The sequence below is a fragment of the Thermopolyspora flexuosa genome, from assembly GCF_006716785.1.
In the GTDB taxonomy this organism is placed as follows: Bacteria; Actinomycetota; Actinomycetes; order Streptosporangiales; family Streptosporangiaceae; genus Thermopolyspora; species Thermopolyspora flexuosa.
In genome coordinates this window covers 2,713,435-2,738,878 of record NZ_VFPQ01000001.1, presented here as the reverse complement: position 1 = coordinate 2,738,878, position 25,444 = coordinate 2,713,435, and the positions used below count along the sequence as shown (strand labels likewise).

Here is a 25,444-nt window from a genome sequence, read left to right as displayed (position 1 = left end):
TGGCGTGAGCGGGGTGCCGCCGGGTAGCGGACGGGTCATGAGGGACGTATCCGGCAGGACGCTGGCCGACCTCGACCCCTTCGCCATCTTCGACGCCGAGGCGGCCCGGCTCGACGCGTACTTCGCCACCCTCGACGAGGAGGGCTGGGCCCGCCCCTCCCGGTGCCGGGGCTGGTCGGTGCGGGACGTGCTCGCCCACTTGGCGGGGGAGGAGCTGTACAACCACGCCTGCCTCGACGACGAGCTGGAGGAGCTGTTCGCGCGACTGGAGCGGGAGGGCGTCACCGGCGGGTACGACGCGTTCAACGACTGGTGCGTACGGCGGCGGCGCGGCCTGCCCGTGGAGCGGGTGCTGGCCGAGTGGCGGGAGAAGAACGCCGAGACCCGGCGGCGCATGCGCGAGCTCGGGCGGGACGCCCTGCTGCCGACCTCGGTCGGGCCGTACCCGGTGGGGCTGCAGACCTTCCACTACGACTCCGAGTACGCCACGCACGCCGACGACGTGGGGGCGCCGGTCGCGGAGGAGGAGCGCGAGGGGCGGCTGCACTGGCGGACCCGCGTCGGGATGTTCGCCCTCGCCGAGCGGGGCGCCGCGGTCCGCGTGGAGTCCGCCGACGGCGGGGTGCTGGTGCGCGGCGCCGGGCACGAGGTGCTGCTCAGCCCGCAGATGTTCGTGGAGGCGACGGTCGGCCGGCTGCCCGGCGGCGCCGTTCCCGCCGAGCTCGCCGCGGTGCTGCGCGTGCTCGCCTGAAACCGCCCCGCCCGGGGCGGAGGCGCGGCTCAGGCCGCGGGGCGCTCGGCGTCGTCCGGGGCGCCGGGGCGGGTGGCGGTCCGCTCCTGGCGGGCCTCCGGCGCGGTCGCGGGCTCCGGCGCCGGGGCGGGCGGCAGCTTGGGCCGGCGCCTGGGCAGGGGCCCGACCCCGGCCCCGGCGAACCTCTCCGGGCTCCGGCCGGACGCGGCGGGGGCGGCCGCCGGCCACGACGCGCCGGCCGTACCGGCGGGGCGATCCGCGGCGCCCGCGACGGGCCGCCCTGCGGCGTCGCCCGCCGTGCCGCGCGCGGTCATGGGGCCCGCGGCGGTGCGGGCGAAGGACCGTTCACCGGCCTGCCCGGTGGCGGGACCCGAGGCGGGGACCGCCGGGCCGCCGGACGCCGTACCGCCTCCCTGCTCGCGGAGGCCGCCGCCGAGGAGGTCCCGGAGGCCGGCGAGGAGCCGGCGCAGCCGGAGGAGACGGCGGCGGATCGCCGACGGGGTGAGGTAGGTGCCCGCGATGAGGGCCGCCATGAACGCCAGCATGATCACCGAGACCACGAGCATGGCGCCCAGCACCAGGACCAGCGTCACCCCCAGGGAGGCGACGGCGCCGACCAGCTCCAGCATTGGTTCCTCCCCCTGTCGTCTCCGCTCCCCCTCCCGCCCGATTCGCCGCACGGCACACCGATGGGGGGAACGAAGCAAACCTCCAGATACCACCCAACCAGATGACCCGGAGGGGGAGAAGGGGCGTCGGTCAGGTTACCGGGATGATCTTCGCCGCTATCGGGCGGCCGGCCTCGACGTGCAGCACGCCGATGGTGCCGTGCGGCTGCCGGCGGCGGTCGGTGGGCGAGCCCGGGTTGAAGATCCGCACGCCGTCGCCGGTCTCGTCGAGCGGGATGTGCGAGTGCCCGAACACCACCAGGTCGGCCTCGGGGAACCGGCGCCGCATGCGGGCGGTGCGCCCCGCGGCGGGCCCGGCGTCGTGGATCATGGCGATGCGCACGCCCTCGGCCTCGAACTCGTCGGTGACCGGTGCGCCCCACGCGGTCACGTCCGGGCCGTCGTTGTTGCCGAGCACCGCCCGCACCGGCGCGTACGCGGCGAGCTCGTCGAGCACGGCGGCCGTGCACACGTCGCCCGCGTGCAGGATGAGGTCCGCCTCGCGCAGCCACTCCGCCACCCGCGGCGGGCACGCCTTCCAGCGGCGCGGCGCGTGCGTGTCGGACAGGACGACGATCCGCACAGGACACTCCTTACCGGTCGAAACGGCGCATCACGCCCCGCGCGTGCCGGGTCAGCCCAGCGTCTCCACGACCTTGGCGAGGCGGGACAGGAAGGCGAGCACGTGCTCGCGGGCCTCGGGCGGCACATCGTGCCAGATCTCGGCGAGCCGGGTGTGGACCTCCGCCGCCTTGCCGCCGACCAGCCGCGCGCCCTCCTCGGTGAGCGCCACCTGGGTGCTGCGGCCGTCGCCCGGATGCCGGTCCCGGCGCACCAGGCCGCGGCGGTGCAGCGTGTCGAGGGTGCGCGTCACGCTCGGCTGGGCGAGCCCGGCCTCCTCGGCGATCGCCGAGACGCCGCGGCTGCCCGCCGTACCGACCGCGGTGAGCACGACGAGCTGGGAGAGCGAGATGCCCTGGCCGTTGAGGCCGCGGCCCGCCGATCCGGTACGGCGTGCCGCGCGGACGATGTCGATCACCGCGGCGACGAACGGCGCGGCGTCCGTCACCGTATCGGGCGCGGTGTCCGGATGACCGCCCGGATCGGAGCCCGGTAACCGGTGATTCCCCGGTGAGTCCCCTTGCGTCGCGGGGGAATTCACGGGAAGAGTGGGATCGATCGTGGTACCCGCCCCGTCCGGGGTGGAATTCGGGTCCGCGACCGGCATGCCCATTCCCCTCCCGAACTCCACAGCGTACTATGAAGAGTGAAATATAGCATGCTATGCATTTTTCCCCGCATGCGCGACATGGGGCGTGATACGGATGATTTCCAAGCCGCGGCCGATCAGCGGTGACACGGACAGCTCCCATGCGAACGGCATCGTCGTGGTGGGCGTCGACGGCACGTCCTCCGGGCTGGCGGCGCTGACCGAGGCCGCCGGCGACGCGGTCGACACCCAGGCCCGGCTGCTGTGCGTGCACGTCCGCGCCGAGCCGATGCTCGCCGAGATGATGGTGCTCATGGCCCCCTACGCGACGGCCGTGGTGAGCGAGTGGCGGGACGCGCTGGAGCTGGAGGCCTGGCTGCACTGCGTCCAGGTGGCCGAGCCGCGCGGCCTCAACTGGGAGTTCCTGGTGGCCAACGGGCGCCCGGCCGACGCCCTGGCGGAGATCGCCATGGCGAGCCGCGCCTCGGCCGTGTACGTGGGGACCCGCCGCCGCGGCGGCTGGGCCCGCCGCCTGCACCGGTGCCCCGCGCTGGAGCTCGCCCGCTCCGCCTGCTGCCCGGTCCGCCTCGTCGCCCACACCGCGAACCCCGCGCCCGGGAGCTGACAGAGCCCGCGCTTCGCGGGTAGGGCGTCGGCCATGCCGATGCATGTGGGGACCTCGGGATGGCAGTACGCCGACTGGCGGGACGTGCTCTACCCGCCCGGCCTGCCGCAACGACGGTGGCTGGAACACTACGCCGCGGCGTTCGCCACCGTGGAGAACAACAACGCCTTCTACCGCCTCCCCGGCCACGAGACCTTCCGCACCTGGCGCGAGCGCACCCCGCCGGACTTCGTCATGGCGGTGAAGGCGAGCCGCTTTCTCACGCACATCAAACGGCTCAAGGACCCCGAAGGGCCGGTACGGCTGCTCCTCGACGCCGCCGAGGGCCTGGGGGACCGGCTCGGCCCGATCCTGCTGCAGCTTCCGCCCACCCTGCGTGCCGACCCGGACCGGCTGGCGGCCTGCCTCGCCTGCTTCCGCGGCCGGGCGCGGGTGGCCGTGGAGCCGCGCCACGACTCCTGGTGGACCGACGAGATCCGCGACATCCTCGCCGCCCACGGGGCCGCGCTGTGCTGGTCGGACCGGCTCGGCCGCCCGCTCACCCCGCTGTGGCGCACCGCCGGATGGACCTATGTGCGCTTTCACGAGGGGCGGGCGCGGCCGTGGCCGTCGTACGGCGACGCCGCGCTGCGCTCCTGGGTGGACCGGCTCGGCGCCGCCGGCCCCGGCGAAACGGGCGTGCGGCCGCTCGACCAGGACTGCTACGTGTATTTCAACAACGACCCCGGTGGCGCCGCCGTACGGGACGCGGTGCGTTTCGCCGCGATCGCCCGCGCGGCCGGATTCGAGGTGACGCGAACGCCGGCGATCTCCACCCTCGCGGCGCGGCGGTAAATCTTCTAGGCTCCTCCTTCGACCCGATTTGTGGATTATGTGAACGTCGAGGAGAAAAGCCGCATGCGCACTAGGCCGCCGTTCCGCGCCGATCACGTGGGGAGCCTGCTCCGTCCGCCCGCCCTGCTGAAGGCGAGGGAGGACTTCGCCGCGGGCCGCATCGACGCCCAGGAGCTGCGCCGGGTCGAGGACGAGGCGATCCGGGACGTGGTGCGGATGCAGGAGGAGGTCGGGCTGAAGTCGGCCACCGACGGCGAGTTCCGCCGCGACTCCTGGCACATGGACTTCATCTACCGCATCGGCGGCATCGGCAAGGCGCCCGGCACCATCAAGGTGCGGTTCCGCAACGAGCAGGGCGTGATCGAGTTCACCCCGGCCGCGCTGCACGTCGGCGAGCGGCTCCACCTGAAGGAGACGATCTTCGGGGACCACTTCACCTTCCTCGCCGAGCAGGTGACCACCGCGACCCCCAAGCTCACCATCCCCTCGCCGAACATGGTCCACTACCGTGGCGGGCCCGCCGCCATCGACCGGTCCGTCTATCCGGACATCGAGGAGTTCTGGTCCGACCTCGCCGCGGTCTACGCCGAGCAGGTGCGGCGGCTCGGCGAGCTCGGCTGCACCTACCTGCAGTTCGACGACACCAGCCTCGCGTACCTCAACGACCCCGCGCAGCGGGCCCAGATCGCCGAGCGCGGCGAGGACGCCGAGCACCTCCACCTGCGCTACATCAAGCAGATCAACGCCGCGGTCGCGAACAAGCCCGAGGGCATGACGATCACCACCCACATGTGCCGCGGCAACTTCCGCTCGTCCTGGGCCGCCTCCGGCGGCTACGACTTCGTGGCCGAGGCGCTGTTCAACGAGCTCAACGTCGACGGCTTCTTCCTCGAGTACGACGACGAGCGCTCCGGCGGCTTCGAGCCGCTGCGGTTCGTGCCCAAGGGCAAGATGGTGGTGCTCGGCCTGGTCACCACCAAGCGCGGCGAGCTGGAGTCGAAGGACGTGCTCAAGCGCCGCATCGAGGAGGCGAGCAAGTACATCGACATCGACCAGCTCGCGATCTCCGGCCAGTGCGGCTTCTCCTCCACGGTCGAGGGCAACGCCCTCACCCACGAGCAGCAGGTCGCCAAGCTCCGCCTCATCGTCGAGACCGCCCAAGAGGTCTGGGGCGGACTCTGACGGCGGCCGGCAGCGGCGGGCCGCAGGACGGATGACCCGCGGCGGGTGCCCGCCTCCCGCCGTGCCCGCCCTGCCGCGGCACGGGCGGCACCCGCCGCCACGCCATCGGGAGTGAGCAGGTGGTGCCTGAGCCGTACCAGACCGCTCTCATCTTCGGCCTCTCCGGGCTCGCGTGCGTGATCGCCGGGACGTGGATCGTGGTCAACGCCCGGCGGTTCCGGCGCCGGGCGGTACGGGTGCCCGGCCGGATCGTGGAGTTGAGCAGTTTCTCGGGCGGCGGTTCCAGCACGCTGTACCGGCCGGTGGTCGCGTTCACCACGCTCGACGGGACGCCGGTCGAGGCGAAGTCGGTCTTCGCCTCCTTCCCGCCGGTGGGCTTCGTCGGCGAGGCGGTGTACGTGCTCTACGACCCGGCCGACCCCGGCAAGGTGCGCGTCGACCGGCTTTCGGGCAGGGGCGGCCTGCACGGCGTCCTCTTCGCGGCGTTCGGCCTGATCTTCGTGGCGGTCGGGGTCCTGATCGCCGTCCTCGGGGGTTAGGCGGCGCGCCCCGCCCGGGGACATCGGCGGCGGGCGCGCGGGTAGTACGTTGCGCATATGAGACTTGGCGTACTCGACGTGGGCTCCAACACGGTCCACATGCTCGTGGTCGACGCCCACCCGGGCGCCCGCCCGCTGGCGGCGTACTCCCACAAGTCCGAGCTGCGGCTCGCCGAGCACATGGCGGACGGCGAGCGGCTGTCGGCCGAGGGCGAGCGGCGGCTGCGCGAGGCGATCGAGCACGGGCTGCGCATCGCCGAGGACAAGGGCGTGGAGGACCTGCTCGCCTTCGCCACCTCGGCGCTGCGGGACGCCGCCAACGGGCCGGAGGTGCTCGCACGCATCGCCGCCGGCACCGGGCTGGAGATCCCGGTGCTGCCGGGGGAGGCCGAGGCGCGGCTCACCTTCCTCGCGGTGCGCCGCTGGTTCGGCTGGTCCTCCGGGCGGCTGCTCGTGGTGGACATCGGCGGCGGCTCGCTCGAGCTCGCCACCGGCATCGACGAGGACCCGGACGCCGCCGTCTCGCTGCCGCTCGGCGCCGGGCGGCTCACCCGCACCCACCTCACCGCCGACCCGCCGCCGGAGGAGGAGGTACGGCGGCTGCGGCGGTACGTCCGCGCCGAGCTCGGCCGGGTCGCGGGCGGCATCCTGCGGTACGGCCGGCCCGACCACGCGGTGGCCACCTCCAAGACGTTCCGCCAGCTCGCCCGGATCACCGGGGCCGCGCCCTCCGCCGAGGGGCCCTACGTCAAGCGGGTGCTGCGCCGGGACGACCTGCGCGAGTGGACCGCGCGGCTGGCGCGCATGCCCGCGGCCGAGCGCGCCCAGCTGCCCGGCGTGTCGGCGGCCCGCGCCCCGCAGCTGCTCGCCGGGGCGATCGTCGCGGACGCCGCCATGGACCTGTTCGAGCTGCCCGAGCTGGAGCTGTGCCCGTGGGCGCTCCGGGAGGGCGTGATCCTGCGCCGCCTCGACACCATGACCGGCGCGCCGGCGAACGGCGCCGCGGTCACGATTCCCCTGCTCGTCTGATCTCACCGGCCGTGCGGCCCGCGGTCGGCGGCGCGTCCGCGACGGCGCGGCGCGCGCCGGACCGTTTCCGCCCGGATGCCGTACGGCCTGCCTGTCGTCCGGACACCCCGCGGTGTCGCGTCACCTCGCCGTGCGGGCCGGAAATTCCCCAGGTCGCCCCCGCCCGCCCGGGCTCGGCGTTTTCCCCGCGGTGCCGGCCCCGTTCCTCGGGTTTCCTCCCGCCGTGTGCGGGTTACCGCCTCAGGTGCGTGTTCGCCCCATTCGCGGATGCCACCTGCAGCCTTTCCCCGAGCGCGTCCGGGGCGAACTGCAGGACCTTTTCCAAATGGACGCTCAGCCCTCTCTCCGGGAAATTCGCCACGAGCATGGCGTCCGCCAGGTCCTCCATGATCTTCAGGCCGCGCCCGGTCTCGGCGAGGCCCGCGGCCGCCGGGACGGACTCGTCGATGAGCCCGCCGCCCTGGTCGGTCACCTTGAGCACGCACAGGTCCTCGCAGACCCGCGCGGTCACGTCGTACTCGTCGGCGGCCCGCGCGTGCAGCACGACGTTGGTGCAGGCCTCGGCGAGCATGAGCTGGATGTCGTCACGAACCTGCGGGGCGACTCCGATCACCCGGAGCGCCGCGTTGAGGATACCCCTGATCACCGGAACGCTCGCGGCGTCCCGGGGAAGCCGCACCGTGATGATCACCTCCATGCCACCTCCTTGAAGGCACATCTATCGACATGCCCTCACAAGGCGGCCGAAACGTGATTTCACCGGTATTTCCCCGCATCAGGCTGGAACGGGCCCGGCCGGAGCGCGGGCCGCGCTAGCCCCTGCGGCCGGGCATCCCGGGGACGGCCTCGCCGAGCGCGTAGGCGATCGCGTCGCTCAGGTCGAGCCCTCTGCCCTCCTCGAACGCCGCCGCGAAGGCGGCCTCGCCGAGGGCCCGCCGCGTGATCCGCTCGCACTCGTGGTGCTGCGGCATGTCGCCGACGTGGCCGGCGTGGGACAGGCCGTACAGGCTCCAGTTCTCCTGCGCCGCCCCGAGCAGGCGGGCGGCCCGCACCGCGTCCCCGCGCTTCGCCGACACCCAGGCGAGCAGCTCCAGGCACATCGCGATGCCGGCCACGTCGCCGAACACCCGCTTGGTGCGCAGCGCGTCGCGGGCGTGCGCCCAGGCCGCGTCGAGATCCCCGGCCCCGTAGTCCACCACGCCCAGCACGTGCACCGCGATGCTGCGCGCCCACAGCTCACCGGCCTCGTTGCAGGTGGTGATCGCCTCGTTGAGCAGGTCCCTGGCCTGCTGCCGCTCGCCGGCGCGGTCGTAGACGACCGCGAGCTGCGGCAGGCCGACGAGCAGCCCGGGGGTGAGCTCGCCGGTGGCGCGGTGCCACCCGATGGCCTCGGTCAGCCGGTTGATCGCGGTCTGGTCGTCGTGCTCGAGCAGGGCGACCGTGCCCAGCACGTGCCTGCCGTACCCGGCGGCGGCGAGGTCGCGCTCGTGCTCGGCCCGGGACACGCACGTGTGGGCGTGCCTGCGCGCCTGCTCGAGGTCGCCCTGGGTCGCGGCGACGGCCGCGCACACCCACAGCGCCCTGGTGCGGGTCGCCGACGGGGCGGTCGCCACCTTCAGGAACCGCTCGAGGTAGTGGCGGCCCTCCCGGACGAGCCCGGCGGCGAGCCACAGGTACCACAGCGAGCAGGCCATCAGCAGGCCCTGCTCGTGCTCGGCCGGGCGGCGCAGGCAGTAGCGGAGCGCCACACGGAGGTTGGGCAGGTCGTGGACGAGCCGCCGGTACCACTCGAACTGGGCGCGGCCCGCCCAGGCCACCTCGCCGTCGCGGGCCCGGCGCAGGTAGAAGTCCCGGTGCCGCTCCCGCACGATCGACTCCTCGCCGCGCTCGCGCAGCCGCTCCCGCCCGTGCGCGGCGACCGCGGCCGGGACGCGGTAGCGCGGCTCGTCGGCGTCGACGCGTTCGGGGACCACGAGCCCGGCCCGGACCAGCCCGTCGAGCGGCACGGGCGCGTCCGCCCGCGCCCCGCCGCCGCGGTGCACGTACTCGGCCGCCTGCGCGTCGAAGCACACGGAGAACACCGACAGCTCGGCCCACAGCCGCCGCTCGGCCGGCTCGCACAGCTCGTGGGTCCAGTCGATCACGGCGCGCAGCCGCCCCTCCGGGGTGATCACGCCCGGCGAGTCCTCGTGCCGCGCGATCCAGCCGCCGAGCCCGTCCACCGCGACCTTCGCGGACAGGCCGGCGAGCCGGGCGGCCGCCAGCTCGATCGCGAGCGGGACGCCGCCGAGCATGCGGCACAGCTCCGCGAGGTCGTCCGGGTCCCACCGGCCGTCGGGCGCGCCGGCCGTGCCCCCGGCCCCGCCGTCCGCCTCGTCCGGGTCGGGGACGCCCGCGGCGGCGCGGGCGCGCGCGAGCAGCAGCCGCATCGCCGCGGCCTGGCGGGGGTCGGCGCCGGGCGCGGGCAGGTCGAGCGGCGGCACCGGCCGGACCTGTTCGCCGGGCACGCCGAGCGGCGCGGGCGCGGTGACGAGCACGTGCAGGTACGGCGCGGCCCGCAGCAGGTTCCCCACCAGCGTGGCGCAGGCGCCGGTGAGCTCGTCGGTCGCGTCGAGCAGGTCGAGCACGATCAGCATCCGCTTGTCCGCGAGGTAGTCGGCGAGCGCCTCCTCGGCGGGCCGGGCCGACTGGTCCTGGGCGCGGAGCGGGCGCAGCACCACGTGGGGCAGCAGCTCCGGGTCGGTCTGGCCGCAGACCTCGACGAACCAGGCGCCGTGCGCGAAGTGCCGGCGCGCCGGCGCGGCGGCGGCACGGGCGAGGCAGGTTTTTCCGATTCCCCGCATTCCGGTCAGCGTCACCAGCCGGGCGCCGGCCAGGAGCCGGGTTATTTCGGTCAGCTCACCGTCGCGTCCGATTAAGTCGGACGTGTCCGGAGGCAGGTTTCCCGCCCACCGCTGAATATCCGGGCCGGTCACCTCGTCCCCATCGTGATGTGTGTCGAAAATCGCGGAGGGCACCAATCCTAATCCACCCAAGAAGGGAAAAGGTAAGCCCTTCCGGTGCATCGCCCGAAAGTCGCCGGTCAGGACAGATCCCCGAGCCGGTATCACAAACCGTCATTGCTCGGCGCGAGGAACAGTGGTGAAACTTTCCGCCGGCGCGCCCGCCCGCGGGACCGGGCGGGGCTCAGCGCGGCACCACGGGCAGGATGACCGCCGACGGCCGCCGCGGGTCGTGGAAGACCTCCAGCTCGGTGGGGACCATGGCGCCGCCGTCGCGCAGCAGCGGCTCGCCGGTCCCGGTGTTGCGGGCGATGCGCGGGTAGGCCCCGCCCGCCACGTGCACCCGGATCCGGTGCCCGCGGCGGAACCGGTGCCCGATCGGCCACAGCTCCACCTGCACCCGGCGCACCCCGTCCGCGTCCGGCGGGGCCACCCCGGGGGCGAGCCGCCGCACCCCCTCGCACACGTTGAGCGACCGCCCGTCGGGGTGCACGTCGCACACCCGCACCACCACGTCGGCGTGCTCCCGGCTGGGCCGTACGAACACCTCGGCGGTCACCGGGCCGATCGCCTCCACGTCCGCACCCAGCGCCGGGGAGGTGTAGACGAGCACGTCCGGCCGGGCCTCGAGCGGCCGGTTGTCCCGCGGCTCGGAGTTGCCGACGAGCACCGGGCCGCCGATCACCGGGGTGGGCGAGCGCGGGTCGTACCGGAACCGGTCCGGCGCGGAGTCCGCCGGGTTCGCCTCGGCGAGGGCGAAGCCCGGCTGCAGGTGCCAGCGGGCCGGCCGCATGCCGGGCACCGGCCAGTCGGGGTGGTCCTGCCACTCGCCCGCGCCGGTGACGTACAGCCGCACCGGGTTGGCGCGCAGGCCGGAGGCGTCGCCGAGCAGGTGGGCGCGGAACCAGGCGACGGCCTCGGCGTGCGCCACCGGCCAGTGCCGCACGTCGAGGTGGTACCAGGGCCCGATGGTGAGGTACGGCCGCCGCCCGGCCGCGCGCAGCGCCAGGTAGTCCTTGATCTGCCAGGGCAGGAACACGTCGTACCACCCGGCGAGCATGGTCACCGCCGCCTCGACCTCACCCACGTGGGGGGAGAAGTCCCGCTTGCGCCAGTACGGCGCGGACGGGTCGGCGTGGTGGGTGAGCAGCTGGCGGAAGAACGGCAGCGGCCGCCCCGCGCACAGCAGGTCGAGCTCGCTCACCGGCCGCCCGGTGCGCACCGCCCGCCGGGTGCGGTGCGGGGCGAGCAGCGCCCGCGCCCGGCCCAGCGGCCCGCCGAGCCCGGCGGCGAGCGTGGTCCAGATCAGCGACGACTCAAGGGCGAACGACCCGCCGACGTAGGCGGCGTCGCGGAACTGCGAGGCGGCGACCTGCACGGCCATCGCGGCGAGGTCGCGGGCGTACGGCGCGACCGCCCACTGGGTGTAGCCGAGGTAGCTCGGCCCGTGCATCGCGAACCGCCCGCCGTACCACGGCCGCGAGCGCAGCCACTCCACCGTGGCCATGCCGTCCTCGTGCTCGTCGAGCGGGTCGGGCTCGCCGCCGGAGCCGAACGTGCCCCGGCAGCTCTGCAGCACCACCTGGAAGCCGCGCCGGGCGAACGCCCATCCGTAGGCGAGGCCGATCGCGCCGCGCCTGCCGTACGGCGAGCGGATGAGGATCGTGGGCGGCCGGACCACCCCGGCCGGGATGTAGCGGTCGGCGAGCAGCGTCACACCGTCCCGCATGGGCACCGGCAGGTCGCGTCTGACGATGACCCGGTGCGCCGCCCCTGGCATGGGCCCTCCCCGTCGGCGACCGTTTGCCATTCGCTGGTATACCTGTTGTGACAGATGATATACCGGTCGTAACGGGCGACCGGCCGGACCGCCGGGGCCGGTGGCCGCCGTGGCGGCCGGTCTCCGCGCGCCGTGCCGGCCCGGTCCGCGTCGCGCAACGGTCCCGGGCCGGACCGGCACCGTTGTTCTTCCCCCGCGCGGGGTCAGCGGCCGGTCGCGGGAGGTTCAGCGGCCGATCAGAGCTCGGTCCGCACTCGCGCGCATTCCGGCGGTTCCGGCATGCCCGGAAACGCGGGCATCGCCGTACGAAATTGGTCTAAATGCTCAAAAGAGTATTTTCGGCGTGCTTGACTCCTCCGGCGGTCATCCCGGCGCGCGACGGGTTCCGGGGCGCTGGACGCCGCTGAGGCGCGGGTGTGTCCGTGTTGCCGCGTGCGCCCCCGCTCGCTAGCATGCAGGCCATGCGAAACCATCCGTACCGGCAGTGGTGGCGCCGCTTCTAGGCGGCGTTGGTTTCGCATCCACATGAGCCAGACGGCCGCCTGGACGGGCGGCCCTTTTTCGTGTCCGCCATCCAGGCGTCAGCCGATCACCGAGACGACGCAGGGGTGACGGAATGGAGACGAGCGGATATACCACCGCGGGTGGAGTCGGCGTCGAGGTAGAGGTCCGCGACGTGCCGGAGTCGGTCCTCGAGGAGGTCGTCGACACCCTGGGGGAGCGGCGCGGCGGAGTGCTCTCCTCCGGCATGGAGTACCCCGGCCGGTACAGCCGGTGGCACCTGGCGTACGTCGATCCCTGCCTGGAGATCGTCGCGCGGGGCCGCCGGATCGGCGCGCGGGCGCTCAACGACCGCGGCCGGGTGGTGCTCCCGGTGGTGACCTCCTGCCTGCTCAACGCGGGCAAGCCCACCGGTGAGCCCACCGAGGACCACGTCGAGGTGTACATCCCGGAGAGCGAGGACATCCTCCCCGAGGAGATGCGCAGCCGCCGCCCGACGGTGTTCACCGCGATCCGCGAGGTGATCGCGGCGTTCGCCGGCCCGGACGCCCACCTCGGCCTGTACGGCGCGTTCGGCTACGACCTCGCCTTCCAGTTCGAGCCGGTACGGCTCGCCCGGGAGCGGCCCGCCGACCAGCGCGACCTCGTGCTGCACCTGCCCGACCGGATCATGGTGATCGACCGCAAGCGGGAGACCAGCAAGGAGTACCGCTACGAGTTCACCGTGGACGGGGTCTCCACGCGCGGCCTGGAGCGCACCGGCGAGACGATCCCGCTGCCCCCGGTGCCGGACGAGATCCCGCCGAACCCGAGGAAGGGGGAGTACGCCAAGGTCGTCGAGGAGGCCAAGGAGCGGTTCAAGCGCGGCGACCTGTTCGAGGTCGTGCCCGGCCAGGTCTTCCACGCCCCCTGCGCCGACCCGACCGCGTTCTACCGCGGCCTGCGCACCAGCAACCCCGCGCCGTACGAGTTCCTGTTCAACCTCGGCGACGGCGAGCACCTGGTCGGCGCCTCGCCCGAGATGTACGTGCGGGTCCAGGGCGACCGGGTGGAGACCTGCCCGATCTCCGGCACGATCGCCCGCGGCGCCAACCCGGTCGAGGACGCCGACGCGATCCGCACCCTGCTCAGCTCGGTCAAGGAGGAGTCCGAGCTGACCATGTGCACCGACGTCGACCGCAACGACAAGTCCCGCATCTGCGTGCCGGGCACGGTCCGGGTGATCGGCCGCCGCCAGATCGAGATGTACTCGCGGCTCATCCACACCGTCGACCACATCGAGGGGCGGCTGCGCCCCGAGTTCGACGCGCTCGACGCGTTCCTCACCCACATGTGGGCGGTCACCGTCACCGGCGCGCCGAAGAACTGGGCGATGCAGTTCATCGAGGACCACGAGCCCACCCCCCGCCGCTGGTACGGCGGCGCGGTCGGCTACATCGGCTTCGACGGCTCGATGAACACCGGCCTCACCCTGCGCACCGCGCAGATCCGCGGCGGCGTCGCCACGGTGCGGGCGGGCGCGACGCTGCTGTACGACTCCGACCCGGCCGCCGAGGAGCGGGAGACCGAGCTGAAGGCGAGCGCCCTGCTCGGCGCCCTCGCCGCCGTGGAGCGCGGCCGCCACGGGGAGGCGGCCCAGGAGGCCGCGGCCGCCACCGTGACCGAGCGCCCCGGCGACGGCATGAAGGTGCTGCTCGTCGACTACGAGGACTCCTTCGTCAACACGCTCGCCGACTACTTCCGGCAGCAGGGCGCCGACGTGACCACGCTGCGGCACGGCTTCCCGATCGAGATGATCGACGAGATCGGCCCCGGCCTCGTGGTGCTCTCACCCGGCCCCGGCTGGCCGTCCGACTTCGGCACCTCGGCGCTGCTCGACGTGGTCTACGGCCGCAAGCTGCCGGTGTTCGGCGTCTGCCTCGGCCTGCAGGCGATGGTCGAGCACGCGGGCGGCACGCTCGAGCTGCTGCCCGAGCCCGAGCACGGCAAGCGGGGCCGGGTGCGCCGGCTCGGCGGCGGGGTGCTGCTCGACGGCCTGCCGGACGAGTTCGTCGCGGCCCGCTACCACTCGCTGCACGCCAAGCGGCCCGGCGTGAAGGGCTTCGAGGTCACCGCGATCACGCCCGACGAGGCCGTGATGGCGATCGAGGACCCGGCGAACCGGCGCTTCGCCGTGCAGTTCCACCCCGAGTCGATCCTCACCACCAAGGGCGGCGCCGGGGCGAAGATCATCGCCAACGTGCTGCGGCTCGCCCGCGGCTGAGCCCGCGCCCGCCGGCCGGTGCGGTGGCGGCCGGCGGGCCCGCGGCGGGCGCGGACGGGCAGCGTAAAGACCCGTCCAACCCGGACTCCCGCGCCCCGGCGGGCCCGTAGAGTCGTCGTCCCGAGGGACCGAGGCGGAGCACCTCGGCGGGCGCGCCCCCGCGCGGCGGCCCCTCTCCGCGGCGTGGGGCGCGCCCGCACCGGCCGTGCGGCGGACCGGGCCCGCGCGGCCGCGCTCCGCACCGGCGACCGGCGCGCGACCGCCGCGCGCCGAGACGGGCGGAAGGGCGAGGTGGGGGATTGACCGCGGACGACGTGGTCGCGGAACGGCTGCCGGAGACCGTCCGCGAGGCGCTGCTCGCGCCGCTGTTCGACCACCACAGCCACCCGGTCCGGCGCGACGACCTGGTGCGCGCCCAGTTCGAGCCGCTGATCAGCCGGTCCGGCGCGCCCGCGCCGCCCGGCACCACGCACTTCGACAGCCCGGCCGGGACGGCGATCCGCCGCTGGTGCGGGCCGGTGCTCGGCCTGGAGCCGCACGTGAGCCCGGCGGTCTACCTCGCCGCCCGCGCCGAGCTGGGCGCGGCCGAGGTGAACCGGCGGCTGCTGTCCGCGGCCGGGGTGGTGGCGTTCCTCGTCGACACCGCCGAGGCCGGGCCGGAGATGCTCTCGCTCGCCGAGATGGGCCGGTACGGCGGGGCCGCCGCGGACGAGATCGTGCGCGTCGAGGAGGTCGAGCGCGCGGTCGCCGAGGAGGGCCCGGCGGCCGTGGAGTACCTGGGGCGGCTGTTCGACGAGCTCGCCACGCGGTCGGCCCGCGCGGTCGGCCTGAAGACGGTCTCCGCCTGCCGCCACGGCCACTACCTCGGCCCGGACCGGCCCGCCCGGGCGGCCGTGATCGCCGCCGCGGGGCGCCGCCTCGCCGACCCCAAGACGCCGCTCGCCGACCCGGTGCTCGTGGCGCACCTGCTGTGGACCGCGGTGGACGTCGCCCGCGACCGCGGCCTGCCGCTACAGATCGTCACCGGCCACGGCGACCCGGAGGCCGACCCGGGCGGCACCGACCCCGCGCCGCTGACCGGGTTCCTGCGCGCGGTGCGGCCCGCCGGGGTGCCGGTGATCCTCGTCGGCTGCTACCCGTACCACCGGCACGCCGCCCACCTCGCCGCGGTGCTCCCGCACGTCTACGTGGACGTCGGGCCCACGCTCGCGCACGCCGGCGCCGGGTCGGCCGCGATCATCGGCGAGGTGCTCGAGCTCGCCCCGTTCCACAAGGTGCTGTTCGGCTCGGCGTGCCGGGGCGTGGCGGAGATGTGCCACCTGGCCGCGGTGTTCCACCGCCGCGGCCTCGCCCGCGCCGCCGCGGCCCGGCTCGACCGGGGCGAGTGGAGCCCGGCGGACGCCGCCCGGATCATCCACATGATCGGCTCCGGCAACGCCCGCCGCCTCTACCGGCTGTAGGCCGCCGCGCCGCCCGCCGTACCGGATCTACTTGTAAAGGCGGTGGCGCGGCCCGCCCGGGCGTCAGGGGGCGACCCGCCCCGCCGCCTGGAACGCCTCGTAGGTGATCGGCATCAGCCGCGCCCACAGCGCCTCCATCTGCTCGGCGACCATCTCGATCTCCCGCTGCGGGAAGGAGGGGAACGCCGAGCCCTCACGCCGGGTGCGCAGCGACAGGAAGTGCATGAGCGCCCGGGCGTTGCAGGTCGCGTACATCGAGGAGTAGAGGTTCACCGGGAGCACGCCGCGCGCCACCTCGCGGGCGACGCCCGCCTCGAGCATCTCCAGGTACGCCGCGTACGCCTGGCGGCAACTGCGCTTGGTCGCCTCGACGACGAGCCGGTACTGCTCCTCGGTGCCCTCGACGAACTCGTACTTGCCCGGCTTGCCCACCTGGACCAGCTTGCGGTCGGGCGCGGGCACGTAGAACTCCGGCTGCAGCTTGCGGTAGCGGCCGGACTCCTCGTTGTAGCTGAACGTGCGGTGCCGCATGAACTCGCGGAACACGAAGATCGGCGCCCGCACGTAGAAGGTCATCGAGGAGTGCTCGAACGGCGTGCCGTGCCGGTCCCGCATGAGGAACCGGATGAGCCCCTTCGACCGCTCCGGGTCGCGCTCGAGCTCCTCCAGCGAGCTCTCGCCCTTGGTCGAGACCCGAGCCGCCCAGATCACGTCCGCGTCGGAGGCGGCGTGCTTGACCAGTTCGACCGTCATGTCGCTGCGGAACCGGATGCCGTCGATCTCCTCGGCGTTCGTCACGGCGCTCACCGCGTCGCCTCCCCGTGCTGCCACCCCGTTGCTCACGCTCCGCCACTCTAACGGCCCCCGCGCCGCCCCGGCCGCGGGGGCCGGGGCGGCGGGGCGTGCCGGCGTGCCACGCGGGCTGGGGCTATGCGGGTACGACGACGTCGCGGTGGATCCGCGACGGCGGCACGCCGGCCTGGCGGAGCCGCTGCACGGTGAGGTCGACCATGCGGGCCGGGCCGCACACGAACGCCTCGTGGTCGGCGATCCGGTCCAGCCGCGCCACGACGTCGGGCAACCGGCCCCGGGCGCCGGTGTACCCGGGCTCCTCGGCCACCGGCACCACCCGCAGCCGTCGGCAGCGGCCCGCCAGCTTGGACAGGTCGGCCAGGTCGTACAGCTCGGCCGCGGTGCGCGCCCCGTGCAGCAGCAGGATCTCCGGGGCGCGGCCGCTGTCCGCGAGGTGCTCGATGATCGCCTTGAGCGGGGCGAGCCCGGTGCCGCCCGCCACGGCGAGCACGGCGCGGTCCCCCTCGGGCGGGCCCATCGCGCCCATCGGCGGGCCGAGCATGATCGTGTCGCCGACCCGGGTGTGCGCGACGAGCGCGGTGGACACCCAGCCGCCGGGCAGCGCCCGCACGTGCAGCCGGATCGTGTTGTCCGGGCGGGGCGCGTTCGCGATCGAGTAGCTGCGCCACACCCGCGGCCAGCGCGCGCTCTGCACGTTCACGTACTGGCCGGGCCGGAAGGCGAGCGGGCGCTCCGGGCGCAGCGTGAGCACCGCGATGTCCCGGGTGCGGCGCTCGTGGCCGATAACCTCGGCGAGCCACCAGGCGGGCGGGTCGTCCGGCCCGGCGTCCGCCGCCTCGATCATCCGCTTCGCCACCAGGTCGAACGCCGCCGTCCAGGCCGCCTCGACCTCGGGCGACCAGGTCTCGGCGGCGAACCGCCGCAGCGTGGCGAGCAGCGCCTCGCCCATCGCCGCGTAGTGCTCGGGGAGCACGCCGTACAGCCGGTGCCCGCGGCCGAGCCCGGCCAGGTAGGAGGCGAGCTCCTCGGGGCTGTCGGCGCTGCGCACGATCCGGGCGAGCGCCTGGAACATCCGGTCGCGCTGGACGTCCATGGCCGGGGGAAACATGCCGCGAAGCTGTGGTTTCGCCGCGAAAAGGCGGCCGTAGAGATAGGCCATGGCCTTGTCCGCCACGGGTTCGAGGTACGCGAAGCTCTCCTTCAACAGATGTGGCTGCAGCGGCATTTCACACCACGACCCCCACGATCGGGAATATCCGATCCCTGTGCATTTCCGGCGGCCTGAATCACGGACATCTCTCACATCCCGGCACGTCCGGTCGCCTGGAGGCGAGTCTTTCACGTTTCCGAACGCCGCGGCACGCACCAGGGGGAAACGGGGTGAATTTCTGCGTCCGGTAGTGGGGGATCTGATTCCGCGAATGAACTCTCCGCTACCGGGACGCGTCCTGACAAAGAAAGGCGACTAATTTTCTTGTTTCATGTTCGGGCGGCGGTGCGGCGTGCCGCGGCGGCCGGGTGGGCCGGCGCGGGCCGGGAACGGGCCCGGGGCGCTCCCGGCCTGGCCGTACCCGGCCTCGGGGAACGGCCGGGGCGGCGGCCCGCCGGGAACCGAGGGAAAGGGCTGGGAAAAAGCGCGAGAAGAGTGACATTTGGGAAAAGGTGTGCGCCATGATGGGTGCGTTGCCCGGCAGGCGCCGTGCCGGAGCCGAGATCCGGGTGGCGTTCCGCGCGTGAACCACTGGGAGACCCCATGCCTCGACCGCTCATCGGTGTCACCGCCTACCTCGAAGCCGCCCGCTGGGGCACCTGGGTCCGCGAGGCGGTGCTGTCCCCGCCCGCGTACGCGCAGGCCGTGGAGAAGACCGGGGGCGCGCCGGTGATCCTCCCCCCGCTCGGCACCGGGGGAATCGACGACTACCTGCGCGGGCTCGACGGCATCGTCCTCGCCGGCGGCGTCGAGGTCGACCCGGCCACCTACGGCGAGGCCAGGGACGATCGCGTCCCCGAGCCGCAGCCGCACCGGGACTTCTTCGAGCTCGCGCTGTGCCGCGCCGCCGTCGAGGCCGGCCTGCCCATCCTCGCCATCGACCGCGGCATGCACGTGCTCAACGTGGCCCAGGGCGGCTCCCTCATCCGCTGGCTGCCTGACACGGTGGGGCACGACCGGCACGCCGCCGCGGCGCCGCACGCGCTCACGGTGAGCGTGTCGAGCAGGCTCGGCAAGGTGTACGGCGACCGCGCCGAGATCGCGTTCCGGCACCACCAGGCGATCAACCGGCTCGGCGCCGACGTGCTCGCCGTGGCCTGGGCCGACGACCGGATCGTCGAGGGCATCGAGCTGCGGGGACACCGGTTCGCCGTCGGCGTGCAGTGGCACCCCGAGCGCGGCGGCGACCTCGGCCTGTTCGCGGCCCTCGTCGAGGCCGCTGCATAGCCCCGCGCGCCGGGCTCAGGTCACCGGCGCCGCCCGGGGCCGGCGGGCGTGGTAGACGAACGCCGGGGGCAGGTTCCGCCAGATGGTACGGCCCGGCACCACCTCCTCGAACGCGGCGTGCAGCCGGTGCCGGAACCGGATCGCCGGGGCGAGCGGGCGGGCGTGCGCGTAGGAGAAGGTGGTGAACGCCCCGTCCGGCCGCATCGCGCGGAGCACGGCGTCGAGCAGCCGGGCCTGCACCCCCGCGGTGAACGACGCCCACGGCAGCCCGCTGACGATCACGTCCGCGGCCGGAACCCCGCGCTCGGCGAGCAGGTGCGGCAGCCGCGCCGCGTCGTCCACCACGAGCTCGACCTGCGGATGCCGCTCCGCCAGGCGGCGGGCGAGCCGCGGGTTGATCTCCACGGCGATGTGCCGCCCGCGCCCGCCCAGCCGGCGCTGGATCTCCGCGGTGAACGGGCCGGTGCCGGGCCCCAGCTCGACCACGACCGGATCGCCGCGCTCCAGGATCGGCGTGGCCACCGCCGCCGCCAGGTACCGCGAGCTCGGCATGATCGCGCCCGTGGTGACGGGGGAGCGGAGGAACTGTCCGAGGAAGAAGGCTGCTTCCGACGCCATGGCCGTACGGTAGGGGGATCGGCGCCGATTTCGGATTGGTTCCCGCAGATAACTGTTCTGGTCGCCCTGCCGTCCTTTGCGTCGATCGCCGCTCCGCGCGCATTGCTGTGCTTATTTGCGAGCAGATCTTTATCGCTGTCCGTTTCCCCGCCCCTCCGCGGCGGGACCGCCCGGGGCCCGGGTCTCCGGCGGCGGCGCCCTTCACCTGCGCGGGCGCGCCGGAGCGGACCTTATAGGGTCGAGCTGTGACTGGCGCGGAAGACCGAGTGTGGACGATCCCGAACGTGCTGAGCCTGCTCCGCCTGCTCGGCGTCCCCCTGTTCCTGTGGCTGGTCCTCGGGCCGCAGGCGGACGTGTGGGCGGTGCTCGTGCTCATCCTCGCCGGCCTGTCCGACTGGCTCGACGGCCGTCTCGCCCGCGCCTGGAACCAGGTGAGCAGGATCGGCCGGCTGCTCGACCCGCTCGCCGACCGGCTCTACATCCTCGCCACCCTCGCCGGCCTCACCCTGCGCGGGATCATCCCGTGGTGGCTCGCGGCCGCCGTGGTGGCGCGCGACGCCTTCCTGCTGTGGATCCCCCCGGTGCTGCGCAGGCTCGGGTACGGCCCGGCGCTGCCGGTGCACTTCGTCGGCAAGGCGGGCACCGCGAGCCTGCTGTACGCCTTCCCGCTGCTGTTCCTCGCCGGCCACGACGGCTGGTACGCCGAGCCCGCCCGGGTGCTCGGCTGGGCCTTCGCCATCTGGGGAACAGGTCTGTATTGGTGGGCCGGGGTGTTGTATGTCGTACAGGTACGCCGGCTCATCGCGGCGTATGCGGACGCGGGCGGCGAGCGGCGCGGCCGCGGGCGCGGCGAGGTGCAGACCACCGGAGGGTGACCCGTTGAAGGCCGTCGTGATGGCGGGCGGTGAGGGGACGCGGCTGCGGCCGATGACCGCCAACCAGCCCAAGCCGCTGCTGCCCGTGATCAACCGCCCCATCATGGAGCACGTGCTGCGGCTGCTGCGCCGCCACGGCCTCACCGAGACGGTCGTCACCGTGCAGTTCCTCGCCGCGCTGATCCGCAACTACTTCGGCGACGGCGAGGAGCTCGGCATGACGCTCCACTACGCCACCGAGGAGATGCCGCTCGGCACCGCCGGGAGCGTGCGGAACGCCGCCGACCGGCTCCGCGACGACCGCTTCCTCGTCATCTCCGGCGACGCGCTCACCGACATCGACCTCACCGACATGATCCGGTTCCACCGGGAGAACGGCGCGCTGGTCACCATCGGCCTCAAGCGCGTGCCCAACCCGCTGGAGTTCGGGATCATCATCGTCGACGAGCAGGGCCGGGTGCAGCGTTTCCTGGAGAAGCCCACCTGGGGCCAGGTGTTCTCGGACACCGTCAACACCGGCATCTACGTGATGGAGCCGGAGGTGCTCGACGAGGTGGCCACCGACCGGCCGGTCGACTGGTCCGCCGACGTCTTCCCCCGCCTGCTGGCGCGCGGCGCCCCGCTGTACGGGTACGTCGCCGACGGCTACTGGGAGGACGTCGGCACCCACGAGAGCTACCTGCGGGCCCAGGCCGACGCGCTGTCCGGCCGGGTGCGCCTGGAGTTCGACGCGTTCGAGCTGTCCCCCGGGGTGTGGGTGGCCGAGGGCGCCTCGATCGACCCCGAGGCGATCCTCAAGGGCCCGCTCTACGTCGGCGACTACGCCAAGGTCGAGGCCGGGGCCGAGCTGCGCGAGTACACCGTGCTCGGCAGCAACGTCGTGGTGAAGGGCGGCGCGCTGGTGCACCGCGCGGTGATCCACGACAACGTCTACATCGGCCCGGGCGCCACCCTGCGCGGCTGCGTGATCGGCAAGAACACCGACGTGATGAGCTCGGCCCGGATCGAGGAGAGCGCGGTCGTCGGCGACGAGTGCGTGGTCGAGGCCGAGGCGTACGTCTCCTCCGGGGTGAAGATCTACCCGTTCAAGACGATCGAGGCCGGCGCGGTGGTCAACACCAGCGTGATCTGGGAGTCCCGCGGCCGCCGCAACCTGTTCGGCCCGCGCGGCGTCTCCGGCCTGGTCAACGTCGAGATCACCCCCGAGCACTGCGTACGGCTCGCCACCGCGTACGCCTCCATGCTGAAGAAGGGCGACACCGTGGTCACCTCCCGGGACACCTCCCGGGCGGCCCGCGCCCTGAAGCGGGCGGTGATCGGCGCGCTCACCGCCGGCGCGATCAACGTGCTCGACCTGGAGGCCGCCCCGCTCCCGGTGACCCGGTTCCACACCGCCGCCGAGAACGTCGCGGGCGGCGTGGCGCTGCGCACCACGCCCGGCGACCCGCAGAGCGTGGACATCGTGTTCCTCGACGGCAACGGGGCCGACCTGTCCCGGGCCGCCCAGCGCAAGCTGGAGCGGATCTTCTCCCGCCAGGAGTACCGGCGCGCCTTCCCCGGGGAGATCGCCGAGCTGCGCTTCCCGCCGCGCGCGGTGGAGAAGTACGTCGACGCGCTGGTGCGGTGCGTGGACATGAGCGGGGTGCGCGAGGCCGGGATGAAGGTCGTGGTGGACTGCGCCGGGGGCACCGCCTCGCTGGTGCTGCCCGCCCTGCTCGGCCGGGTGGGCGTGGAGGTGCTCACCGTCAACAACCGGCTCGACCACACCGCGCCCACCGAGACCCTCGCCCAGCGGCGGCGCCACCTGCAGCGCCTCGCCGAGCTCGTCGGCTCCTCCCGGGCCGCGTTCGGCGTGCGGTTCGACCAGGTGGGCGAGCGCATCCTGCTGGTGGACGAGATGGGCCAGCTGGTCAGCGACGAGCGGGCGCTGCTCGTCGTGCTCGACCTCGTCGCCGCCGAGCGGCGCGGCGGCACGGTCGCCCTCCCGGTCACCACCACCCGGGTCGCCGAGCAGGTGTGCCGCTTCCACGGCGTGCAGGTGCGGTGGACCTCCACCGCGCTCGACGCGCTCACCTCGGCCGCCTCCGCCGACCCCGCGCTGATCTTCGCGGGGGACGGCCGGGGCGGGTTCATCGTGCCGGAGTTCGCCCCCACCGTGGACGGCTTCGCGGCCTTCCTCCGCCTGCTCGGGCTGGTGGCGCGCACCCGGCTGTCGCTCAGCCAGATCGACGCCCGCATCCCCGAGGCGAAGCTGCTGCGCCGTACCGTGCCCACCCCGTGGGCGGCGAAGGGCGCGGTGATGCGCTCGGTGGTGGAGGCCGCCGAGGGCCGCACCCTCGACACCACCGACGGGGTCCGGGTGGTGGAGGAGGACGGAAGCTGGGCCCTGGTGCTGCCCGACCCGGCCGAGGCGGTCACCCACCTGTGGGCCGAGGCCGACGACGTGGACGCCGCCCAGACCCTGCTGGACCGCTGGGCCGCCGTGGTCGAGCAGGCCGCCGGATCCTCCTGACCTCCGCCGGAAACCGCCGGTAAATTGGGGCGTGGAATTGCGCGCGTGCCGCGCGGCCGGCCGGGCGGCGCGGCCCGCGGCGAGTGGTGAAATTCACCCGCCCGGTTCCCCATACTGCACGCGCCCGCCGTGTCATAAGATCAATGAAAGTGGTGCGGATGCGGACGACGGACGAGGAGCGCTGTGAACGCTTGGTCTCCTGCGGCGGGCGGCGCCGGAGGGTCATCGACGACCGGCGCGCTCGGCTCTCCCGCGGTCGTGCCGGCCGCCGGGAGGATCATGTGCGCGGCGCGGCGGCATGGACCGCCCGCCCTTTCCGGCGGTACCTTTGGGGCCATCGCAAGGGTCGTTCCGCACTCCGTCTTGACCTTTGCGCCTCATCAGCGTAGGTTGCGGCATTCGCAGTCTGAGGAAGTCTTGAGAAGCGAAGAAGCGAGGCGCGCCCACAGCACCGTAGCCGCGACTTCGCGGTAGGAGGCCGAGCCGATCGATGCCCAGCGTCTACTGCACGCAGTGCGGTCATGCCAACCCCGGGGATGCCCGTTTCTGTTCGAGATGCGGGTCGCCTCTCGCCCTGCGCGGTGAGTCTCCCGGCGACACCACCTCGACGATCTCCATCGCGGGCATCGAAGCGCTGGACGCGGAGGCCACCGGGCAGTCGCTCATGCCCGATCGGTCGGCCCTCGAGGGGCTGCGGCCGGGCACCTCGCTCCTCGTCGTGCTCCGCGGCCCGAACGCCGGCAGCAGGTTCCTCCTCGACAGCGACCTCGTCACGGCCGGCCGCCACCCGGAGAGCGACATCTTCCTCGACGACGTCACCGTGTCCCGCCGGCACGCCGAGTTCTACCGGCGCGGCGGCCAGTTCACCGTGCGCGACGTGGGCAGCCTCAACGGCACCTACGTCAACCGGGAGCGCATCGAGGAGCATCCCCTGAAGGGCGGGGACGAGGTGCAGATCGGTAAGTTCCGCCTCGTCTTCCTCACGAGCGGGCAGCAAGGGGCGTAACGCCCATGGGTGAGGCGGCCGCACGGGCGTACATGAGCATCGGGGAGGTGCTCGCCCTGCTGCAGGGCGAGTTCCCCGACATCACCGTCTCCAAGATCCGTTTCCTGGAGGCCGAGGGGCTCATCGAGCCGCAGCGCACCCCGTCCGGCTACCGCAAGTTCACCCACGCCGACGTGGAGCGGCTGCGCTACATCCTCACCGCGCAGCGCGACCGCTACCTGCCCCTCCGGGTGATCAAGAACCACCTGGAGGACGCCGAGCAGGGCACCTTCCAGTTCCAGCGGCCCCGGCCGCTGGACGACCAGCCGCCGCCGGTCCCGGTACGGCTCAGCCGCGACGAGCTGCTCCGGTCGGCGGGCATCGACGGCGACACCCTCGACGAACTGGAGTCCTTCGGCCTGCTCGCCCCGAAGGGCCGCCGGTACGACGCCGAGGCGCTGCGGATCGCGCGCGCCGCCGGGGAGCTCGCCAGGTTCGGCATCCAGCCCCGGCACCTGCGGGTGATCCGCGCCGCGGCCGACCGCCAGGTGGCCCTCATCGAGCAGGCGATCGCGCCGCTGCTGCGCCGCCGTAAACCCGGCGCCGCCGCCCAGGCCGACGAGTCCGCCCGCGAGCTCGCCGGGCTGCTGCTCGACCTGCACACGGCTTTGCTCCGTGTGGGGGTTCGAGGCGTTCTCGGAAGGTAAGTCAACCTTCGGGGCACTATCGCCCCAGAGGGTGTTAGGTTGAATTGCGGCGAAGGTCCGCCGCGGGAAAGGAACGCGAAGCAGGCGTGCTGAGCGAACCGGCAATGCCGCCAGCGAAGGCTTCCCGCGACGCAAGCGAGAGGTGCTGAGCGGCCAGGGAGTGTGGAGTCGCCAGTGTTGCAGATGGAGGTTGTGGGCGTTCGCGTCGAGATGCCCTCGAACCAGCCGATCGTGCTGCTGAAGGAGGCGCACGGGGATCGGTACCTGCCGATCTGGATCGGGATGACCGAGGCGACGGCCATCGCGCTCGCCCAGGCGGAGGAGCCGCCGCCGCGGCCGCTCACCCACGACCTGTTCAAGGACGTGCTCGAGGCGCTCGGCGTGCGGCTGAGCACGGTGAACATCGTGGCGTTGCGTGACGGCATCTTCTTCGCGGATCTGGTGTTCTCCAACGGCGTGGAGGTGAGCGCGCGACCGAGCGACTCGATCGCGCTCGCCCTGCGCACGGGGGCCACCATCTACGCGGCCGAGGAGGTCGTGCGGGAGGCGGGGGTCACCATCCCCGACGACCAGGAGGACGAGGTGGAGAAGTTCCGCGCGTTCCTCGACACGGTCACCCCCGAGGACTTCGGCCGGGCCGGCTGAGGCCGGAC

General features: G+C 73.7%; 23 protein-coding genes. 14 read left to right on the top strand and 9 right to left on the bottom strand.

The genetic code is table 11. The features are described 5' to 3' along the window. Positions 1–37 precede the first annotated feature (37 nt). On the top strand, positions 38–751 hold the full coding sequence (locus FHX40_RS11555) for a maleylpyruvate isomerase family mycothiol-dependent enzyme (protein WP_142259608.1): 714 nt from the start codon (positions 38–40) through the stop codon (positions 749–751). A 29-nt stretch (positions 752–780) separates the two neighbouring features. On the opposite strand, the gene FHX40_RS11550 is transcribed toward FHX40_RS11555, so the two are convergent. From FHX40_RS11550 to FHX40_RS11540, 3 genes are all read right to left on the bottom strand, one after another. Then, a complete protein-coding gene (locus tag FHX40_RS11550; RefSeq protein WP_142259607.1) occupies positions 781–1,380 on the bottom strand; it encodes a hypothetical protein in 600 nt (199 codons plus the stop codon). 130 nt (positions 1,381–1,510) lie between these two features. Next, positions 1,511–2,002, bottom strand: a complete 492-nt coding sequence (locus tag FHX40_RS11545) for a metallophosphoesterase family protein (RefSeq protein WP_142259606.1) — start codon at positions 2,000–2,002, stop codon at positions 1,511–1,513. A gap of 51 nt (positions 2,003–2,053) precedes the next feature. After that, the gene (locus tag FHX40_RS11540) at positions 2,054–2,488 is read right to left on the bottom strand and encodes a MarR family winged helix-turn-helix transcriptional regulator (RefSeq protein WP_170198803.1); all 435 of its coding nucleotides are present in this window, start codon (positions 2,486–2,488) and stop codon (positions 2,054–2,056) included. Between the two features lie 256 nt (positions 2,489–2,744). On the opposite strand from FHX40_RS11540, the gene FHX40_RS11535 reads away from it, so the two are divergent. The 5 genes from FHX40_RS11535 (at position 2,745) to FHX40_RS11515 (ending at position 6,838) form a co-directional block, all read left to right on the top strand. Beyond that, the gene (locus FHX40_RS11535) at positions 2,745–3,254 is read left to right on the top strand and encodes a universal stress protein (RefSeq protein WP_142259604.1); all 510 of its coding nucleotides are present in this window, start codon (positions 2,745–2,747) and stop codon (positions 3,252–3,254) included. A 33-nt stretch (positions 3,255–3,287) separates the two neighbouring features. Further along, on the top strand, positions 3,288–4,088 hold the full coding sequence (locus tag FHX40_RS11530; RefSeq protein ID WP_142259603.1) for a DUF72 domain-containing protein: 801 nt from the start codon (positions 3,288–3,290) through the stop codon (positions 4,086–4,088). 63 nt (positions 4,089–4,151) lie between these two features. After that, positions 4,152–5,270, top strand: a complete 1,119-nt coding sequence (locus tag FHX40_RS11525; RefSeq protein WP_142259602.1) for a 5-methyltetrahydropteroyltriglutamate--homocysteine S-methyltransferase — start codon at positions 4,152–4,154, stop codon at positions 5,268–5,270. A gap of 122 nt (positions 5,271–5,392) precedes the next feature. Further along, positions 5,393–5,809: a DUF3592 domain-containing protein gene (locus tag FHX40_RS11520; RefSeq protein ID WP_170198802.1), complete on the top strand. Its 417-nt coding sequence runs from the start codon at positions 5,393–5,395 to the stop codon at positions 5,807–5,809. Between the two features lie 57 nt (positions 5,810–5,866). Beyond that, positions 5,867–6,838: a Ppx/GppA phosphatase family protein gene (locus FHX40_RS11515; RefSeq protein WP_142259600.1), complete on the top strand. Its 972-nt coding sequence runs from the start codon at positions 5,867–5,869 to the stop codon at positions 6,836–6,838. A gap of 232 nt (positions 6,839–7,070) precedes the next feature. Here the strand turns inward: FHX40_RS11515 and FHX40_RS11510 are convergent, their stop codons facing one another. From FHX40_RS11510 to FHX40_RS11500, 3 genes are all read right to left on the bottom strand, one after another. After that, positions 7,071–7,535 (bottom strand): ATP-binding protein, encoded by a 465-nt coding sequence (locus FHX40_RS11510; protein WP_142259599.1) that lies wholly within the window; start codon positions 7,533–7,535, stop codon positions 7,071–7,073. Between the two features lie 115 nt (positions 7,536–7,650). Beyond that, complete coding sequence (locus FHX40_RS11505) at positions 7,651–9,903, bottom strand: ATP-binding protein (RefSeq protein WP_142259598.1); 2,253 nt, start codon at positions 9,901–9,903, stop codon at positions 7,651–7,653. Positions 9,904–10,024: 121 nt separating this feature from the next. Then, positions 10,025–11,620: a CocE/NonD family hydrolase gene (locus tag FHX40_RS11500; protein WP_229788200.1), complete on the bottom strand. Its 1,596-nt coding sequence runs from the start codon at positions 11,618–11,620 to the stop codon at positions 10,025–10,027. 616 nt (positions 11,621–12,236) lie between these two features. Here FHX40_RS11500 and FHX40_RS11495 point away from each other — a divergent pair. Beyond that, positions 12,237–14,384: an anthranilate synthase component I gene (locus tag FHX40_RS11495; protein ID WP_142259597.1), complete on the top strand. Its 2,148-nt coding sequence runs from the start codon at positions 12,237–12,239 to the stop codon at positions 14,382–14,384. 299 nt (positions 14,385–14,683) lie between these two features. Continuing rightward, positions 14,684–15,844: an amidohydrolase family protein gene (locus tag FHX40_RS11490; protein ID WP_229788194.1), complete on the top strand. Its 1,161-nt coding sequence runs from the start codon at positions 14,684–14,686 to the stop codon at positions 15,842–15,844. Between the two features lie 63 nt (positions 15,845–15,907). Here FHX40_RS11490 and thyX read toward each other — a convergent pair whose 3' ends face one another. Together thyX and FHX40_RS11480 are read right to left on the bottom strand one after the other, a co-directional pair. Then, the gene (thyX, locus tag FHX40_RS11485) at positions 15,908–16,651 is read right to left on the bottom strand and encodes an FAD-dependent thymidylate synthase (protein ID WP_211350238.1); all 744 of its coding nucleotides are present in this window, start codon (positions 16,649–16,651) and stop codon (positions 15,908–15,910) included. Between the two features lie 121 nt (positions 16,652–16,772). Then, complete coding sequence (locus FHX40_RS11480) at positions 16,773–17,882, bottom strand: globin domain-containing protein (protein ID WP_142259596.1); 1,110 nt, start codon at positions 17,880–17,882, stop codon at positions 16,773–16,775. 528 nt (positions 17,883–18,410) lie between these two features. Between FHX40_RS11480 and FHX40_RS11475 the strand changes: the two genes are divergently transcribed. After that, positions 18,411–19,094, top strand: coding sequence for a gamma-glutamyl-gamma-aminobutyrate hydrolase family protein (locus FHX40_RS11475; RefSeq protein ID WP_142259595.1), 684 nt, complete (start codon positions 18,411–18,413; stop codon positions 19,092–19,094). A 15-nt stretch (positions 19,095–19,109) separates the two neighbouring features. On the opposite strand, the gene FHX40_RS11470 is transcribed toward FHX40_RS11475, so the two are convergent. After that, positions 19,110–19,712 carry a class I SAM-dependent methyltransferase gene (locus FHX40_RS11470; protein WP_142259594.1) on the bottom strand — a complete coding sequence of 201 codons (603 nt, stop codon included), beginning with the start codon at positions 19,710–19,712 and terminating at the stop codon, positions 19,110–19,112. A gap of 245 nt (positions 19,713–19,957) precedes the next feature. Here FHX40_RS11470 and clsA point away from each other — a divergent pair, with 245 nt between their 5' ends. The 5 genes from clsA (at position 19,958) to FHX40_RS11445 (ending at position 25,436) form a co-directional block, all read left to right on the top strand. Continuing rightward, positions 19,958–20,587, top strand: a complete 630-nt coding sequence (gene clsA, locus FHX40_RS11465) for a cardiolipin synthase ClsA (protein ID WP_189136122.1) — start codon at positions 19,958–19,960, stop codon at positions 20,585–20,587. 4 nt (positions 20,588–20,591) lie between these two features. Further along, positions 20,592–23,099 (top strand): mannose-1-phosphate guanyltransferase, encoded by a 2,508-nt coding sequence (locus FHX40_RS11460; RefSeq protein WP_142259593.1) that lies wholly within the window; start codon positions 20,592–20,594, stop codon positions 23,097–23,099. A 490-nt stretch (positions 23,100–23,589) separates the two neighbouring features. Beyond that, complete coding sequence (locus FHX40_RS11455; protein WP_142259592.1) at positions 23,590–24,105, top strand: double zinc ribbon and FHA domain-containing protein; 516 nt, start codon at positions 23,590–23,592, stop codon at positions 24,103–24,105. A gap of 5 nt (positions 24,106–24,110) precedes the next feature. Further along, positions 24,111–24,791, top strand: a complete 681-nt coding sequence (ftsR, locus tag FHX40_RS11450; protein ID WP_142259591.1) for a transcriptional regulator FtsR — start codon at positions 24,111–24,113, stop codon at positions 24,789–24,791. A 174-nt stretch (positions 24,792–24,965) separates the two neighbouring features. After that, entirely contained in the window at positions 24,966–25,436 is a 471-nt protein-coding gene (locus tag FHX40_RS11445; RefSeq protein ID WP_142259590.1) for a bifunctional nuclease family protein, read from the top strand. Positions 25,437–25,444: the final 8 nt, after the last annotated feature.

Bases quoted from the DNA above. Each gene is read 5' to 3' on its own strand.
- FHX40_RS11500 (WP_229788200.1), bottom strand. From the start codon at position 11,620: ATGCCAGGGGCGGCGCACCGGGTCATCGTCAGACGCGACCTGCCGGTG.
- FHX40_RS11455 (WP_142259592.1), top strand. From the start codon at position 23,590: ATGCCCAGCGTCTACTGCACGCAGTGCGGTCATGCCAACCCCGGGGAT.
- FHX40_RS11505 (WP_142259598.1), bottom strand. From the start codon at position 9,903: ATGCACCGGAAGGGCTTACCTTTTCCCTTCTTGGGTGGATTAGGATTG.
- FHX40_RS11480 (WP_142259596.1), bottom strand. From the start codon at position 17,882: ATGCCGCTGCAGCCACATCTGTTGAAGGAGAGCTTCGCGTACCTCGAA.
- FHX40_RS11515 (WP_142259600.1), top strand. From the start codon at position 5,867: ATGAGACTTGGCGTACTCGACGTGGGCTCCAACACGGTCCACATGCTC.
- FHX40_RS11555 (WP_142259608.1), top strand. From the start codon at position 38: ATGAGGGACGTATCCGGCAGGACGCTGGCCGACCTCGACCCCTTCGCC.
- FHX40_RS11470 (WP_142259594.1), bottom strand. From the start codon at position 19,712: ATGGCGTCGGAAGCAGCCTTCTTCCTCGGACAGTTCCTCCGCTCCCCC.
- FHX40_RS11550 (WP_142259607.1), bottom strand. From the start codon at position 1,380: ATGCTGGAGCTGGTCGGCGCCGTCGCCTCCCTGGGGGTGACGCTGGTC.
- FHX40_RS11535 (WP_142259604.1), top strand. From the start codon at position 2,745: ATGATTTCCAAGCCGCGGCCGATCAGCGGTGACACGGACAGCTCCCAT.
- FHX40_RS11510 (WP_142259599.1), bottom strand. From the start codon at position 7,535: ATGGAGGTGATCATCACGGTGCGGCTTCCCCGGGACGCCGCGAGCGTT.
- FHX40_RS11475 (WP_142259595.1), top strand. From the start codon at position 18,411: ATGCCTCGACCGCTCATCGGTGTCACCGCCTACCTCGAAGCCGCCCGC.
- FHX40_RS11530 (WP_142259603.1), top strand. From the start codon at position 3,288: ATGCCGATGCATGTGGGGACCTCGGGATGGCAGTACGCCGACTGGCGG.
- ftsR (WP_142259591.1), top strand. From the start codon at position 24,111: ATGGGTGAGGCGGCCGCACGGGCGTACATGAGCATCGGGGAGGTGCTC.
- FHX40_RS11525 (WP_142259602.1), top strand. From the start codon at position 4,152: ATGCGCACTAGGCCGCCGTTCCGCGCCGATCACGTGGGGAGCCTGCTC.
- FHX40_RS11495 (WP_142259597.1), top strand. From the start codon at position 12,237: ATGGAGACGAGCGGATATACCACCGCGGGTGGAGTCGGCGTCGAGGTA.